Here is a 15,330-nt window from a genome sequence, read left to right as displayed (position 1 = left end):
CTAACCCACGGTCAGCCGCGCCGCCAGGCCGGGGCCATAGCTGGCCGAAAGCTGTGCGACCTCGACATCATAGGTGCCGGTGACGCCATCGGCGGATTTCATCGCGGCCGTATAGGTCCAGCTCGGAGCAGAGACCACCTCTTCGCGCCGCATCGCGCCACCGGCGCTGATGCGGATCAGATAGGCCTCGGATTCCTCGCCCAGGGGCACCTCGAGAAAGCTCCAGTCGTCTCCGTCGATCCGGGTCCGGCGCACCCAGGTCAGATGGTCGTCGCCTGCCGATTGCTGTGCGCGCAGATGCACCGGCGCATAGGGGCGCAGCCCGTTGCCGTCGAAGGTTTCGACCCTGTGCGTATAAGACACGTCGTCGTAACCTCGCGTTGCCGGCCCGATCCGGAAATGCCGCTCGACCCGGCGCTCGCTGCGCGCGAGGCTGGCTTGGTGGATGCGCTCGTCCAGCAGGACGAAGACCGAACCCACCGGCCAGTAGTCGGGCATCAGGCCATCGGTGCCCAACTGGCCCCGCAACCGCCCGGACAGGTCGTAGACCCCGGGTTCCCGCAACTGCGCGTCCGCGAACTGGAACAGCTCCCAATTGCCGGCGGAGCCATCGCCGATGGCCGCCAGGTTCGCCCCGTTCAGCAAGGCAGCTCGCGATTGCGACTGCAGCACCCCGTCAATGAGCCTGACCCGCAACGGGGCGCCTTCGTCCCAGACCCCGGCCGCAGCCCTGGGCAGTTGGGTTTCGGCAAATCCGATCACGGCCTGCCCCGGCAGAACGTCGCGCAATTCGTACCCCTCGTCCCGGTCCGAGGCATAGACGGCCACGCTGCCCGGCCAGGGGTCGGCCGTCGCCGCAACATACGGAGCGTGCGGATTTTCCGCACCGGTGATCAGCGGCAGATCCAGGAAATAGGACAGAACCGGCACCGGCGCGGCATAGGCCTTGGCGCTGCCGCCGTCATCTTCCATGTCCGACCGGTCATAGACCGCCGGCTCGATCCGGACCGCATCCACCAGCTGCAGGTCGGCCTGCTCGACCCGGTCGATGCGATACAGGGCCTTGGACGCCGCATTCGCCGAAGGCAGACGCACCACGTCCCCGGCACCCAGGTGCATCAGGGATGGCGGCAGCGCAAACCGAACCGTGTCGCGCGACACGCGTGCCTCGGACAGCCAGCGTTCGACGGTCTGCCGTCCTTCGGCCCGGGTCATCGACAAGGGCATTTCATTCACGGCCACCGAGTGGGTCCGGTCATCGGGCATCACCGCCTCTTCCGACACCAGGTCGTGGTCGGAATCGGACTGCACGAACCGCAGACGCACGCGGCCCGCCATTTCCGCTTCGGCCTCGCGCTGGTACTGCACGCGCCCTTCGATCTCGGGGCTTTCCGCGATCTGGTCCAGTTCAAGGTCGTGTGGATGTCGACCCTCGCGCATACGGAACACCAGCATCCCGTCGCGCTCGACCGCGTCGAACCCATAGCGCAGCATGAGCGGTTGCAAGGCCGAGCGCGCGTCCGACACGTCTTCGACCGCATAGCCCCGCACGACGCCGTACAGGCCCGACACATCGATATCGGTCACCCCTGCGCCATGGCAGATTTCGGTCACGACCGAGGCCAGAGTGCGCGAACCGGACCGCCCGTTCAGCCAGTGACCGCGCGCATAGTTGGCCCCATCGCTCCATTGCGAGCGCAGATTCGGAAAGGTCGGATAGGGCCGCGCATCCCAGGCCCAGACAAAGGCATTCGACACATCCACCATCGGCCCGCCATAGATCTCGGAAACCGGATTCACCTGCGGGTCCGCCCAATAGCCCAGGGTGGCCTTGAGGTACTGAACCTGGATGAAGTCATCGCGCAGCCCGTTCGAGTATCTGGGCAGGTCCGATTCCGAGGATTTCGGATCGACGAACTTGTTGGGCTGGTTGGTTCCCTTGTCGATGGCCGCGCAGCCCAGTTCGGTGAACCAGATGGGCTTCGACCCGGGCACCCATGCGGTGGGCGCGGGCTGCCGTACCCCGCCGATGCGTTCGTGATGCGGGTTCGACCACCAATTGCGGATGTCCTTGTACCGCCAGACCCATGGCTCGGCATGTTCGGCATCCTCGATCGGGGTCCGGATCTGGGCGTCGCGCTCTTCCGGCGAGGCATAGTACCAGTCATAGCCCTCGCCGCCTTCGATATTGGCGCGCAGATACCCAAGGTCATAGATCGACCGCGCGCCGGATTTGGCGTCAAGATGGCCGTCGCCGTCGCGCCAGTCCGAGATCGGCATGTAGTTGTCGATCCCGACGAAGTCGATGTTGTCGTCGGCCCACAGGGGATCCAGGTGGAAATACCGGTCTCCGCTGCCGTCGTTCGGCTGATAGCCGAAATACTCGGACCAGTCGGCGGCATAGCCGATCCGGGTCTCCGGCCCCAGGATCTGGCGCACTTCGGCCGCCAGGGTCCGCAGGCGGTCCACGGCCGGAAATCCCGAGGCGCCGCGGATCTGGGTCAGGCCCCGCATCTCGGACCCGATGCAGAACGAGTCGACCCCCCCGGCCGCCTTGCACAGGGCGGCATAGTGCAGGATGAAGCGCGCAAGCCCCCATTCCTGCGGCCCCGAATAGGTGACGGTGCCTGCGCCGATCGCGAAATCCGACGCCCTGGCCGCGCCAAAGAAGCTGGCCACCTGCGCGTCGGCCTGGGCTGTTCCGTCCACAGACCCGTCCCGCCCCGGCGCAACGTCCAGCGTGATCCGCCCGCGCCAAGGCAGATGCGGCTGATCGCCCGCATCGGACCACGGATCCGGCAGGCCGTTCCCCGGCAGTTGATCCATCAGGACGAACGGATAGAACATGACCCGTTTACCCGTGGCCTTCAGGTGCGTGATGGCTTCGATGACCGACTCGTCCGCCGGGGTCCCGCCATAGACCGGCCGGCCGTCAATCTCCTCGATCACCGCGGCCGCGCTGCGTTTTACCCCAGCCACGTTCCACGGCATGTTCACGCCATCGACATCCCGTCGCAGAACCTTGGGCCGAATGCTGCACTGGCCGCACCGCAGATCATCCCCGAACCACGACACGACCAACGAGGTCGCCTCGCAGGCGGGCAACTCCCGGCTCAGCGCCCGCAGCGAGTCGACAAGATCCGGCTGGCCGGACGGCGCGTTGACATTCGCGGCCCAAGTCCGCCCCTGCCCTTTGCCATAGTTCACCTGGCGGCTGGCAAGGGTGTATTCGCCCGTGCCCGGAATCAGGGCCACGCCCTTCACGATCCGTTGCAGCTCGCTCTCGTGGTTCGGCATATCCTCCTGATCGGGGCGGATCACCTCGAACGAAAACTGCGGCACGCGGTTGCCGAACCTGCCGAGTTGCAGGTCCTCGATCACCACATAGGCCGTGCCGCGATAGGCCGGCACATTGCCGGTGCCTTCGATCGATTCGATCAACGGGTCGGGCAGCTGCGTGTCCGTACCCCGATAGATCCGCATGTTCACGCTGGTGCGTTCGATCTCCTCGCCATCGGCCCAAATGCGCGAAACGTCGGCGATTTCGCCCGCACCGACCGCAATCGCCAGCGACACCGAGTAGCTGTAGCTGTGCGTGGTCACTTCGGCGGATTTGGGCGTCCCCTTGCCGCCTCCCGCAGACTGCGTCGTGGTCGAGCGCGTTTCCAGGAAATCCGAAGCCCAGATGACCTGCCCGCCCACGCGCATCCGGCCGAAAACGGTGGCCACGGGCGCACCTTCGCCGGTCTCGGTCAGGCGAAAGCGGTCCAGCCGCCCGGTCTCGACCACTTCGCTGCCGCTGCCCATCACCGATTGGCTCATCAGCCGCTGGTCGATCACCCGGCCCAGCGTGGCGCCGACGGCACGACCGACGATCGCCGTGGACAGACCGGCCACCGTTCCGCCGATGGACCCGCCCAGCGCGGCCCCGGCCGCCGATAACAGAATGGTCGCCATCAGATGTCCTCCAAAGGAAAATCAAAACAGGCGACCACCCGGCGGCGCCAGGGATCGCTCAGAGCGTTTTCAACCACCCCATGCCCCGAATAGGCATGGATGAAGCGCGGTACCGGGCCGGTCTCGCTGACGATGCCCAGATGTTTGGCAACGCCCCGATCGCGCATACGGAACAGCAGCACAGCCCCGATGGCCAGGCTCAGGTCGGGGCGTTCGATCAGGTGGCGTTGGGCCGCCGCCCACATCCGCTCCTCGCCCTGTGGCTCGGACCAGTCCTGACTGTAGGCCGGCACGGCTTCGGGTTCGTCCCCGATTGCGGCGCGCCACACACCACGCAGCAACCCCAGGCAGTCGGTGCCCGCCCCCCTGACCGAGGCCTGGTGGACATACGGTGTCCCCAACCAGCGGCGGGCTTCGTTCACGATGTCATGTCGGGTTGGCATCACCGTCGGCTCCCCCCATTGTACTGGTTTCCCTGCTTGGGCACGGCCATCACCCAATCTTCGCCGGGCAAGTCGGGAAATCCCTGAAATTTCAGAAGATTGTTGAATTTCAACCGGCAGGTATCCATGCGTTTGTCGCAACCCGCCGTCAGCCGGACGCGATCACCGGCCGAAAGGCCCCCGCCGATCCCGGACCACAGCATAACCTCACGCCCGCCCGAAACCGGCCGATCCGTCTTGATCGTCGCCCACAGCCCTTGCGATGCGCCGCTCAACACATCCAGCCGGCCCCGGTCGAACCAGCCCGCGTCAATCTCCTCGGCCCCTTCCAGACGCAAGACCGGGCCGTCGCCGACTGCGGCAATCGTGACCTCTGCCCAATAGCCGGGCGTGCTCGTGTCGAACTTGCAGGCCTTGTCGCCCAGAACCGCGGTACAGGGTTTTTGGTAGATCCGCCCCAAGGGCCTGTTCAACCGGTCGGTCAGGCCCCGCAATTCGGCATGAAACGCGCCACCGGCCCGCCGCAACTCGCCGATCGAGCCGCGAAACTGCAGCATCCGCTGATCCGGCGCCGCCCAATTGACCAGCCAGGCCCGCACCTCGGCGCCGTCGAACCGGCCGGCCTCGATATCCTCGTCGCGCACGGCCGCATCGGATATGGCGCCCATGGCCTCGGAATTGTCGATCGACAAACCCGTCGCCTGTTCGATCGCCGAGGCCGTCAGCCCGGTGCTTGCCTTGAACACCAGTCCGTCGAAGGCCAGTTCGCGGTCATGGTCGGTGAACCCGAAGGACACGCCATCGGTTCGAGTGATCGCCCAACAGCGGCAGACCGTGGTCATGCCCGACTGAAGATGGGTCAGCAATGCCTGCTTTTCGCCGCTCATCAGACCCGCACCTCCACCACCGGAACATTGGGCACGTCACCAGCCTGAAAGCTGGCCACGCTGACCTGGATCCTGTCGGTGTCAAACCGCACCGGCACGTCGAATTCGAACCCGGCGGTCACCTCGACTCCCTCGGCTGGCGGGACCGCGAATTGGATCAGACCGAGATTGAGGTCCACCTCGAAATCGACGCCTTCTCGGGCCTCGTCCTGATCGAGCCCCACCTTGACCGTACCCAGCACCGGCTTGACGATCGGACGCACATAGCCGACCCCGCCCGAGGCATAGGTCTTGACCAGTTGAAACTCGGTCGTGACCCCGTCGCCTTGCCCGATCACCTGGTCGCCCTTGTCGACCTCGGCGGATGCTGCGCAGGACTTGTAGTCCGACCAGTCCTTCCAGCGGAACCCGTACATCTGCCCCTGGCGCGCCTCGAAAAAGGCGATCAACGTCTGGATATCGTCCAGCGACCGCATTCCCAATCCGGCGTCATAGCGCCGCCGTGAATGCGCCCAAGGCGTGTTGCGCTCCTCGAACCCGTTGGCCAGCGTCACGATATCCGTGCGCCGCTCGGGTCCGCCGACCGAGCCGAAACTCAGGCTGGCGGGAAATCTGACTTCGTGGAAATTCATGTCCTGCTCCCCAATCTAGCGGTTGCGATTGCCGCGCCCCAGGGCGCGGCTCATCTGGGCCGCGATCTGGCCTTGGCTGCGGCGGAAACCCTGCACGTCGGGCGTGGTGATATTCATCACCACGTTCACCGCCCCTCCGCCGCCCGAATTGCGTACGCCCAGCTTGCCGTCGGGTCCGCGCGCCAGCGGCATGATCGCCTCGGGGCCGGCCTCGCCCATCAACCCGGTCGCACCGCGCATCGGAAACATGGTGGGCCCGGTGACCACGCCGCCATTGGCAAAGGGCATGACGCGCCCTTGAGCGAAACTGCCGCCATCCGCAAAGGGCAGCAGCCCCTGCACCAGGCCGCCGACCGTATTGGCCAGCATGCCGCCGAAGTGATCCGTCACCGGCTTGATCGCCGCCGAATAGGCCGTGCGGATCATCGAGTTCTTCAGCACGTCCAGCGCATCCGACAGGTTCATGCCGTCCAGAACCACGCCGTCGAAGGCCTTGCGCAGGCCACTCGACATGCCGCGCTCCAGGGTGGCGACATCCTTCCCGGTCTCTTCAAAGGCGGCGCTGATCCGCTTCATCTGGGCGTCGAAGGCCGCCGCCATCGTGGCGGCATCGCCCAGGGCATCGCCCAGCGCCTCGCCGCGCTCCTGCAGGTCGTCAAACCCGTCCCGATCCGTCATCACGCTCTCCTTGTATCTTGTCGGGCCAGGCGGCCAGCAGCTTGTCCAGCCGTGCCCGGTTCATCGCCGGAATCCCGCGGCCCTGCCCCAGCATCAGCCGCAGTTCCGCCGGGGTCAGACACCAGAACTGATCCGGCGTCAGCCGCAGCCCGTGCAGGCCGGCCCGCATCAGGCCGGGCCAGTCAAAGCCGCTCATGACTCACCCGGCACCATGAAGGCCCGCGCCAGCAACTCGGCCGCCGCCCGCGCGGCGGCCATCGGTCCGCCCTCGATCTCGGCCCGCAGCATGTCGGCGCGGGTCACATCCGTGCCGCCTCCGCGCAGCCCCGCAACGATCAAGCCCATCACGTCGCGACTGGAATAGGCGCCGCTCTCGAACCGCTGCACCAGTTCCACCAGCGACCCTGCGCCCAGCTCCTGCTCCAGTTCGGCCAAGGCACCCAGCGTCAGCTTGAGCACCCGGCGCTGGCCATCGATCACCAGCGCCACCTCACCCGTCCACGGATTGACCATCACAGCGCCGTAAAGGTCAGGGCGCCGGCGCTGGCCAGGCTCATCTCATAAGTCGCCTCGCCATTGTGCGAGCCGGCATACTCGATCCCGGTCACCTGGAACGGGCCTTCGACGATGCCGAAATCGGGGATGATCACCTGGAAGGCGGGCGTTTCGCCGTCAAAGAACAGCTGCCGCGCGCGTTCGTCGGTTCCGGCGTCCTTGAACACGCCCGATCCCGAAATCGAGGCCGACTTGACCCCCGCCCCCGACAGCAGCTCGCGCCAGCCGCCCTGGCTTTCCAGCGTCGTGACATCCACGCTTTCCGCGTTGAAGCTGATCCGCGTGGCCCGCAGCCCCGCGATGGTCTGGAACAGACCCGTGCCGTTCATGTCCACCTTGACCAGCAGGTCCTTACCGTTCTGGGCACCCATATGCTCTCTCCATTGATTGCTTAGTTGTCTTCCACGCGGGCGCGGAATTTCAGGTCGATCTGCCGGATCGCGCCGCCGGTCCCGGTGCGCCGGGCCGAGGCCCGCTCGAACCACAGCCCCACCAGCCGCCCCCGATCCAGCGTCAGCGCGGCCCCGTCCAGCGCGTCGCAAACGGCCCCGGCCAGGGTCTTGGCCGCGCCGAACCCGGCCGCCTCGGACACCACCGACACCGTGAAGCGATGCAACGTGCCTTGCCCCGTCTTGTCCGAAGCTTCGCGCACCTCCTCGGGGCCAAGCGTCACGTAGGTCTGCGGAACCGTCCCCGAAGGCACCGCGTCATAGATCGCGCCGCCGCTCAGCGTGCCCACCTGGGCATCCGCCACCAATTGCTGGAACACCGCCGCCTGCAGCGCCGCCGAAACGCCATAGCTCATGCCGCCACCTCCTCATCCGAGAAACAGGTCAGATAGCACCCGGCCGCGTCGTATTCGGCCACGGCGCGGATCACGAAGCGACGATTGCCCTCGCGAAACCTCTGATCGGGTGCCGGGCGCATCGACGATCCCTCGGGCGCGCCGCGCACCACGATGCGGTAGCTCACGCGCGACACCGGAACACTCGCGACCGCACGTTCCGCCCCCGTGCGGGCCGTCACCTCGGCCCACAGCGTGCCCAGCGGCGTCCATGTCTCGGCATAGCCGCCCGCGCCATCGGCCACCCGTACCGGGGCCTCCAGCACCAGTTGCCGGTTCAGGCGGGGGGCGCTCATTGCAGCACCCCCGCGCCAAAGCGCACCATGCGATAGCGCTGGATCAGGCTGGTCACGCCGAAGGGCATGCAGCCGTCGCCCAGGCTGGTCTCGTCGCGATACTCATAGTAATGCGCCGCCAGCAGCAGCACCGCCTGCCCCAGATCCGCCGGCAGCCCGCCCCAGTCCGCCGCCATCCCGGCCGTCAGGGCAATGGTCACCTCTCCACCGGCGGGAATGGAGGGCAGGCAAGCCCCCATCGGCCTCAGGCAAGGGCGCTGGCTGTCCCGCTCCAGACGGTAGGTCTCGGGCGCCACTACCTGCTGGGCGCCCTGCGCGTCGGTCAGCGTCACCGCGTCGATGCGCGTCACCGGCGCGACCGGCAGAACCTCGCCCGCGTCGTTGCGCCACCGGCTCAGGGTCCAGGTGAAACTGCGCGATATCAGCACCTTGCCCGTGCGCGCCTCGATCGCGGCCATCGCCGCCCTCAGGAACCCTTTCAACACGTCATCCTGCAGGCTGGTCTCGGCAAACCCCCTGCCCAGCCGCAGATGCGCCTTGAACTGATCCACCGGCAGCGCCGTATCCGCGATGGCGGTTTCTTCGATCAACATCATCCATTCACTCCGCAATCTCGGACCCCTCCGGGGGCCGCATCCTTGGAAAATGGCGGGCACGTGCCGCCCCACGTTGCTCGGACGGAGGGGAGCAGCTAGACAACGCGGGGGATCTCACCCCGGCCCGCGCCCGCCGACCGAGGGACCGGCCCACCGGCCCCCCGGATCCGTCACCGCTTATGCGATGCCGAATTTCACCAGCTTGATCGCGGCAAAGTCGCTGATGTCGCCGCCCACGCGCTTGGTGGCATAGAACAGGACATGCGGCTTGGCGCTGAACGGATCGCGCAGCACGCGCAGGTCGGGGCGCTCGGCAATGGTATAGCCGGCCGAGAAGTCACCGAACGCGATCGAGAAACTGTCGGTGCCCGGATCGGGCATGTCCTCGGCGATCAGCACCGGGTACCCCATCAGACGCGCGGGCTCGCCGGCCGCCAGGCCGTCCGACCACAGGAAGCGGCCGTCGGCATCCTTCAGCTTGCGGATCACGCCCGCGGTTTTCGAATTCACCACGAAGGTGCCGTTCACGCGGTACTGCGCGCCCAGCGCATAGACCACGTCCACGATCGCATCCGCATCGATGCCGCCCGCAACACCGGTGGGCACATAGCCCAGGTTGCCCCAGGTCCAGACATCATTGTCCACCGCCGGATGGCTCAGGATGCCCTTGGGCTTGTCGATGCCATCACCGTCGATGAAAGCCGCCGCCTCGGCGCGGGCGAACTTGTCGGCGATGCGACCGGCCAGCCAGCCCTCGACGTCAAACGCGCTGTCATCCAGCAGCCGCTGCGACGCCTTGGGCAGTGCGCTCAGCTCGTGCAGCGGGATCGAGATGCGGTCGATCGACGGGGTGCCGGTCTCGGTGGTGGCGGCGGTTTCATCGGCCCAGCCCGCGCCCACATCGGTATGATCGATCAGCACGTCGAACGAATTCGCCTCGACATTCACGACCGACGCGATCGAGCGGATCGAGGCGGTGGATTTCAGCACCGACTTGATCATCTCGGCGGTCTGCGGATCGACCAGGTAGCCGCCATCGCTGTTGACGGCGGTCGACAGCGACTTGGCCTCCATCTCCAGCCCGCGCAGGGCGTCATCGTCGCCCGAACGCACATAGGCGTCAAAGGCCTTCTGGTGCGGCGCTTCCTCCAGGGTCGAGGCCGCAAGATGCGGGCGCGCCGCGATGGTTGATTTACGATCCAGCATGGTCAGTCGCTCTTCTGTCTGTTGCATTTTCTGTTGAACTTCAGCCTTCAGGCCCTTGAATTCACTTACGAAGCCAGCCATCGCCTGCTTCACCTCCTGAACCAGGGGCACACCCTCTCCGGTCAAGGCCGCGGTCTCGGTCTTGCTCATCAGCACTTCCTTTCTGGGTGGGGGGTTGAGGCGCGCTAGGGTCGCGCCAGCTCCTGCCGGGCGCTTTGAAACACCTCGGCAATACTGCGCCAGGTGTCTTCGGCATCGGGGTCCGTCCCCTTTGCCGCCACCCGCGCACTGGGCAGCATCGGGAAGGTCACCAGCGACACCTCCCACAGCTCCAGTTCCGTCAAGAGCCGCCGGCCCTTGTCATCCTTCACGGCCCGCTTGGTGCGATAGCCGATCGACAGCCCGTCCAGCGCACCCGCGCGGATCAGCTCGGCCGCTTCGCGCCCCTTCTGGGTGCTTTCCAGCAGCCGCCCCTTGACCCACAGGCCGCGCTCGTCCTCGCGCACCTCGTCCCACACGCCGATGGGCTGGGCCGGGTCGTGCTGCCACAACATCTTGACGCGCTGACCGGCCGCCTTCAGCCCGGCCAGCGATGCGGCATAGGCACCTTTCTGCACCACGTCGCGGCCCTGATCGACCTGGCCGAACAGGCTGGCATAGCCTTCGATCACCGCATCCTCGGTCACCGACAGCCCATCGCCGAACCGCGCGAACTTGCGTTCCAAATCCATGAACAACTCCTCGTAAGCCACTGAATTCATGGCGCCACCGTCAGGAATGACTGGAACGCCTGCGCCAGGATCACCGCCGCCACGCCATAGACCGTCAGCCACAACCGCCGCTCCAGCCGTTCCATCATTTCCTCGATCTGATCCAGCCGCCTGCACAGATGCGCATGCTGGATCTCGGCCACCCTCTCATGCGCGGCCAGACGCAGGCCCGGCGCGCAGTCAAAGGGCGGGTATCCCGGCGTGTCAGCCATCCGCCGTCTCCGCCAGCGCCGGCAGGCCCAGCAGAGCACGCTTTTCGGCCTCGGTCAGAAAATCGGCATTGGCCACCCGCGCCCATTGCGCATCGCGCTCCGCCGCCAGCGCCGGCACCTGGTCCAGATCGGGCTTCAGCACCAGATCTTCGCCGGTAAAGCCCGACAGCCAGTCCGACAACGCCGCCGCCACCCGCGTCACCAGGGGCAGAACGGTCAGGCGATAGAACGCCCGGTTGGCCTCCTGATAGTTCGAATAGGTCGCGTCACCCTGGATCCCCAGCAGCATCGGCGGGACACCGAAGGCCAGCGCGATCTCGCGGGCGGCGGCTTCCTTGGTCTTCTGAAACTCCATGTCCGAGGGCGAAAAGCCCATCGGCTTCCAATCCAGCCCCCCTTCCAGAACCATCGGACGCCCGGCATTGCGCGCCCCGCGATAGTTCGCCTCGATCTCATCGCTCAGGCGGCGGAACTGCTCTTCGGCCATCACGCCCTGCCCGTCGCCGCCCTTCCACACCAGCGCCCCCGAGGGCCGCGCGGCATTGTCCAACAGCGACTTCGACCAGCGCGAGGCGCTGTTGTGCACGTCGATCGCCATCGCCGCCGCCTGCATGGGCGAGAACCCGTAATGGTCATCCTGCGGGTGGAACGACTTGATGTGGCAGATGGCTTCAGCCGGGAACCGGTGCGTCTTGCCCCCGGCGGTATAGTCATAAGCCCTGGGCCAGCCATCCGCCCCCGGCACCACGCTCATCCGGTCCGAGCGCAGCACGTGCAGCTCGACCGGCAGCCCGCCCTCGGCCTGCACCGCCTCGACATAGGCGTTGCCCGACAGCAGCAGCTGCCCGAACAGCGCTTCCAGCAGTTCGGCCTTGCCCTGCGCCGCGTTCGGACGGCGCATCAGGCGCAAAACCGGGTGCGTCTCGTACCGCTGCGCATCGTCCTGCAGCACCAGCGGCAGCGCCGCCGCTGCCTCCGCAATCAGCTTGACCGACCGGAACCCCACCGGGTTGCCCGAAAACCCCGTGCGCGTCAGCGAGGCTGTGTCCCGCGGGCTCCAGGCCACGCGCCCACCGGTCTGCCAGGCCACCACCGGCCCGGCTGCGCTTGCTTTTGCCTCGGGGGCTTTCTCAGCCGATCCACGACGCAAGAAATCGAATACCATGTCCAGATGCTCCTTTCTGCCGCCGCTCTGCCCGGCTTGTTGAAAGGAGTTATGACGGAAAGATCTTTAGGCCTCGGGAATGGGGCGTACGGCGGTTGTGCAACGGCTTGGGAACGTGTGCCCGCAGGATAAACCTCGGCATCCGACAGAAATGCGCTACCCTCTGCATCTGAGCATCACGAGGGACCAGCCATGTATGAAAGCGCAGTGAAAACCGGCGGGATCGCCGTCGTGACCGGTGCCGCCAGCGGAGTCGGGCGCGTCGCGGCACAACGTTTTGCCCAGGCCGGGCTGGACGTCATACTCGCCGACCTTCCGGGACAAGCGCTCGACGAAACGACGCAAGACCTGAAGGCAGGCTTTGACGCGGCAAACATCACCGCGGTGCCGACGGATGTCACCTCGCAAGCCGACATCGAAAACCTCGCCGAAACAGCTTTCGCCGCCGGGCAGGTTGCCGTCTTGATGAACAATGCAGGGATCAGCCTGCCGACGAAAACATGGGAGTCATTCGACAACTGGCGGAAAATTCTCGACGTGAACTTTCTGGGGGTGCTGCGCGGCGTCCACGCCTTCCTGCCCCGCATGATCGAGGCCGATCGCCCGGCCGTGGTCATCAACACCGGGTCAAAGCAGGGGATAACATCTCCGCCGGGCAACCCCGGCTACAACGTGTCCAAGGCCGCCGTCAAAACGCTGACCGAGCAGCTCGCGCACGAGCTGCGCCAGGCCGGCGCGCCGATCACCGCGCATCTCTTTGTTCCGGGCTTTACCTATACCGGCATGATCGCGTCATTCCTGCCCGAAAAACCAGCCGCCGCCTGGACCAGCGAGCAGACCGTCGACTATTTCCTGGACCGCATGGCCCTGGGCGATTTCTACATCCTCTGCCCCGACAACGTCGTCGATGCCGAACGCGACCGCCGTCGCGTTCAATGGGCCGTCGAGGACATCATCCACAACCGCCCCGCCCTCTCGCGCTGGCACCCCGACTACGCCGAGGCCTTCGCAAAGTTCGAAAAGCCCGAGGGCTGATCACAAAACCCGCACCCTCGGCCGCCGGTAGGCCGCTGCCGGCCCCACCACCAGCTCATGCAGCGCCCAGACCAGCGCATCGACCCGGTCGGGCGAGCCCTGCCCCTCATACCCCCGCGCGGTCATCTGGCACATCTGCTCCTCCAGCGCCTCCAGCCCGGCAACATGGAACACCCGTCCCTGTTCATACAGCGCCGCCACAGGTTCGGCCCGCGCCACCTTCCCGCGCGAGGCCCGCACCGCCCGGAACGGGACCAGAGGGTCCACCTGCCGCACCACCTCTTCCACCAACTGCCCGCCCTGGTTGACCTCGGCCACCATCCGCTCGGCCCCGAACTCGTCCATCGCGTCAATCGCCGCCCGCGCCCAGCCCGCCGGGCCAACGCCCTGCACCGTCCGGTCGGCCAGCACATAGGCGCGCCAGTCCTCGGGCGGCCCCTGCAGCTGCGCGCCGACCACCACGATCCCGCAGGCATCGGCGCCCGACCCGCCCGTCACCGCCGGGTCCAGCGCCACCACCACACGGTCCAGCTCGGGCACCGCCTTGACCCGCGCCGCATCCAACATCGAGCCGGTCCACAACGCCCCCTCGGCATCGGCCAGCAGCACCCCGTCCAGTTCCTGCCGCCCCAGCCGTGTGCCCGCATAACGCGCCCGCACCTCCTCCAGAAATGACTCCGCCAGGTTGGCCCGGTTCGCTTCGGTCGGCGCATGGGTCACCACCGTGGACGGCGCCGCCAGCAGATCCTTCAAAACCTTCACGTTGCGCGGCGTCGTGGTCACACAGACCCGCGGCCGCTCGCCCAACCGCAGCGCGAATTGCAGCATGTCCCAGGTCTCGCCCGCCTTTTTCCACTTGGCCAGCTCATCCACCCAGGCCGCATCGAACTGCGGCCCCCGCAGCCCCTCGGGATCATGCGCCGAAAAGGCCTGCGCCTCGGCCCCGTTGGGCCAGACCAGCTTGCGTTCCGACGCCTTCCACTGCGGCCGCCGGTCAGGCGGAGAGCACTGCATGATCCCGCTGTCGCCAAAGATCATCACGTCGCGCACCTGGTCAAAGGTCTCGCCCACCAGAGCCACACGCCGGGCCTCACCCTCGTCGAAAGGTTTGCCCCCTTCGACCATGGATCGCACCCACTCGGCTCCGGCCCGCGTCTTGCCCGCGCCGCGCCCGCCCATGATCACCCATGACCGCCAGTCGCCCTCGGGCGGCAGCTGATGCGGCAGCGCCCAGAACTCGAACAGGAAAGGGAGGGCACACAGCCCCCCCTCCCCGATCTCACTCAGAAATCTGTCCCGCACCGCAGCAGGCGCGGAGGCGAGCCAATCGGCACCCGATCTCAGATCGGGCCCGCTCAAGGTCGAGCGCATAGCCCCCTTGGGCAATTCCCGCTTGTCTGTGACATTGTTCGACAAAGCTTGTCTCCACTTTCTGGCAACTTCGGATCAGCCCCTCTAGCTGCCCGAGTTGTCTGGCTGAACTCGCCAGGTCTGCATCCTCCCCGGCCTCGATCCGCCTGCGCAGGTCTTCCGCCGCTTGCCGCAAACCGCGAATGGACACCTCCAGCGACTGCAACAGCTCGGCCGTCCGGGACATCCGCTCTTCCGGGGTAATCAAAGTCATGTTTGCCTGTGACCTCATGCGTGAGTGATTTCCGCACGAGAGAAATGAAAAACGGCCGCCGGGTCGCCCCGGGGCCGCTGCCCACTTCTTCTAGCATGACACAACTTATACGCGAAACCGCGCGCCAAGTCAAGGTACCGCGCAACAGCGCGCAACAGCTAACGCACTGTCGGGGTTAACGAAATCTCAATTTTCACCCCTCACTCGGCCCGCCCCGGATACCAGACAAGCCACCGTTCCACACCAATCCGCCGACGCGGCTTGACATTCCGCGCCGCAGCCCTCATGTGTCCCCTCAGCGCTGCCGCGTGAGCACGCGGACCAGAACCAAGGTCCGACAGCGCCCCATATCTCCAGTTCCCATTCACGCAGGGTTCTCGACGCGTCGGCCGGATGCCGCAGGATTCGCCTGCTGATCCCGAGGCCACGC

At 66.5% G+C, this 15,330-nt stretch carries 18 protein-coding genes; 1 reads left to right on the top strand and 17 read right to left on the bottom strand.

Annotation, left to right across the window (positions count from 1 at the left end):
- The 15 genes from F3H26_RS04435 to F3H26_RS04365 all read right to left on the bottom strand — a co-directional run bounded on the left by F3H26_RS04435 (position 1) and on the right by F3H26_RS04365 (position 12,241).
- On the bottom strand, positions 1 to 3,957 hold the full coding sequence (locus tag F3H26_RS04435) for a baseplate multidomain protein megatron (protein WP_149774862.1): 3,957 nt from the start codon (positions 3,955 to 3,957) through the stop codon (positions 1 to 3).
- The gene (locus F3H26_RS04430; RefSeq protein ID WP_149774861.1) at positions 3,957 to 4,400 is read right to left on the bottom strand and encodes a C40 family peptidase; all 444 of its coding nucleotides are present in this window, start codon (positions 4,398 to 4,400) and stop codon (positions 3,957 to 3,959) included. Before F3H26_RS04430 ends, F3H26_RS04435 begins: the two co-directional genes overlap by 1 nt.
- Positions 4,400 to 5,287 carry a DUF2163 domain-containing protein gene (locus F3H26_RS04425; protein WP_149774860.1) on the bottom strand — a complete coding sequence of 296 codons (888 nt, stop codon included), beginning with the start codon at positions 5,285 to 5,287 and terminating at the stop codon, positions 4,400 to 4,402. Before F3H26_RS04425 ends, F3H26_RS04430 begins: the two co-directional genes overlap by 1 nt.
- Complete coding sequence (locus tag F3H26_RS04420) at positions 5,287 to 5,919, bottom strand: DUF2460 domain-containing protein (RefSeq protein WP_149774859.1); 633 nt, start codon at positions 5,917 to 5,919, stop codon at positions 5,287 to 5,289. The genes F3H26_RS04425 and F3H26_RS04420 overlap by 1 nt, the downstream gene beginning before the upstream one ends.
- A 15-nt stretch (positions 5,920 to 5,934) precedes the next feature.
- Positions 5,935 to 6,597 (bottom strand): phage tail tape measure protein, encoded by a 663-nt coding sequence (locus F3H26_RS04415; RefSeq protein WP_149774858.1) that lies wholly within the window; start codon positions 6,595 to 6,597, stop codon positions 5,935 to 5,937.
- Positions 6,575 to 6,793 (bottom strand): rcc01693 family protein, encoded by a 219-nt coding sequence (locus F3H26_RS04410; protein WP_149774857.1) that lies wholly within the window; start codon positions 6,791 to 6,793, stop codon positions 6,575 to 6,577. The genes F3H26_RS04415 and F3H26_RS04410 overlap by 23 nt, the downstream gene beginning before the upstream one ends.
- Positions 6,790 to 7,110, bottom strand: coding sequence for a gene transfer agent family protein (locus tag F3H26_RS04405; RefSeq protein WP_149774856.1), 321 nt, complete (start codon positions 7,108 to 7,110; stop codon positions 6,790 to 6,792). The genes F3H26_RS04410 and F3H26_RS04405 overlap by 4 nt, the downstream gene beginning before the upstream one ends.
- A complete protein-coding gene (locus F3H26_RS04400; protein WP_149774855.1) occupies positions 7,110 to 7,523 on the bottom strand; it encodes a phage major tail protein, TP901-1 family in 414 nt (137 codons plus the stop codon). Before F3H26_RS04400 ends, F3H26_RS04405 begins: the two co-directional genes overlap by 1 nt.
- A 20-nt stretch (positions 7,524 to 7,543) precedes the next feature.
- Positions 7,544 to 7,957, bottom strand: a complete 414-nt coding sequence (locus F3H26_RS04395; RefSeq protein ID WP_149774854.1) for a DUF3168 domain-containing protein — start codon at positions 7,955 to 7,957, stop codon at positions 7,544 to 7,546.
- Positions 7,954 to 8,292, bottom strand: a complete 339-nt coding sequence (locus F3H26_RS04390; protein ID WP_149774853.1) for a phage head closure protein — start codon at positions 8,290 to 8,292, stop codon at positions 7,954 to 7,956. Before F3H26_RS04390 ends, F3H26_RS04395 begins: the two co-directional genes overlap by 4 nt.
- Positions 8,289 to 8,888, bottom strand: a complete 600-nt coding sequence (locus F3H26_RS04385; protein WP_149774852.1) for a head-tail connector protein — start codon at positions 8,886 to 8,888, stop codon at positions 8,289 to 8,291. Before F3H26_RS04385 ends, F3H26_RS04390 begins: the two co-directional genes overlap by 4 nt.
- A gap of 177 nt (positions 8,889 to 9,065) precedes the next feature.
- A complete protein-coding gene (locus F3H26_RS04380) occupies positions 9,066 to 10,244 on the bottom strand; it encodes a phage major capsid protein (protein ID WP_149774851.1) in 1,179 nt (392 codons plus the stop codon).
- A gap of 35 nt (positions 10,245 to 10,279) precedes the next feature.
- Positions 10,280 to 10,825, bottom strand: a complete 546-nt coding sequence (locus tag F3H26_RS04375) for an HK97 family phage prohead protease (RefSeq protein WP_149774850.1) — start codon at positions 10,823 to 10,825, stop codon at positions 10,280 to 10,282.
- Positions 10,826 to 10,851: 26 nt separating this feature from the next.
- Positions 10,852 to 11,076 (bottom strand): GTA head formation protein, RCAP_rcc01685 family, encoded by a 225-nt coding sequence (locus F3H26_RS04370; protein WP_093962401.1) that lies wholly within the window; start codon positions 11,074 to 11,076, stop codon positions 10,852 to 10,854.
- Entirely contained in the window at positions 11,069 to 12,241 is a 1,173-nt protein-coding gene (locus F3H26_RS04365) for a phage portal protein (protein ID WP_149774849.1), read from the bottom strand. The genes F3H26_RS04370 and F3H26_RS04365 overlap by 8 nt, the downstream gene beginning before the upstream one ends.
- A gap of 192 nt (positions 12,242 to 12,433) precedes the next feature.
- Between F3H26_RS04365 and F3H26_RS04360 the strand changes: the two genes are divergently transcribed.
- The gene (locus F3H26_RS04360) at positions 12,434 to 13,276 is read left to right on the top strand and encodes an SDR family NAD(P)-dependent oxidoreductase (RefSeq protein ID WP_149774848.1); all 843 of its coding nucleotides are present in this window, start codon (positions 12,434 to 12,436) and stop codon (positions 13,274 to 13,276) included.
- On the opposite strand, the gene F3H26_RS04355 is transcribed toward F3H26_RS04360, so the two are convergent.
- Positions 13,277 to 14,647: a DNA-packaging protein gene (locus F3H26_RS04355; RefSeq protein WP_449421232.1), complete on the bottom strand. Its 1,371-nt coding sequence runs from the start codon at positions 14,645 to 14,647 to the stop codon at positions 13,277 to 13,279.
- Positions 14,556 to 14,900 (bottom strand): hypothetical protein, encoded by a 345-nt coding sequence (locus tag F3H26_RS04350; RefSeq protein ID WP_149774847.1) that lies wholly within the window; start codon positions 14,898 to 14,900, stop codon positions 14,556 to 14,558. Before F3H26_RS04350 ends, F3H26_RS04355 begins: the two co-directional genes overlap by 92 nt.
- Positions 14,901 to 15,330 lie beyond the last annotated feature (430 nt).

Origin of the sequence: Ruegeria intermedia (genome assembly GCF_900129345.1) — a bacterium.
In the GTDB taxonomy this organism is placed as follows: domain Bacteria; phylum Pseudomonadota; class Alphaproteobacteria; order Rhodobacterales; family Rhodobacteraceae; genus Ruegeria; species Ruegeria intermedia.
The sequence above is the reverse complement of the archived record's forward strand: the minus strand, read 5'-3'. Positions and strand labels throughout refer to the sequence as shown.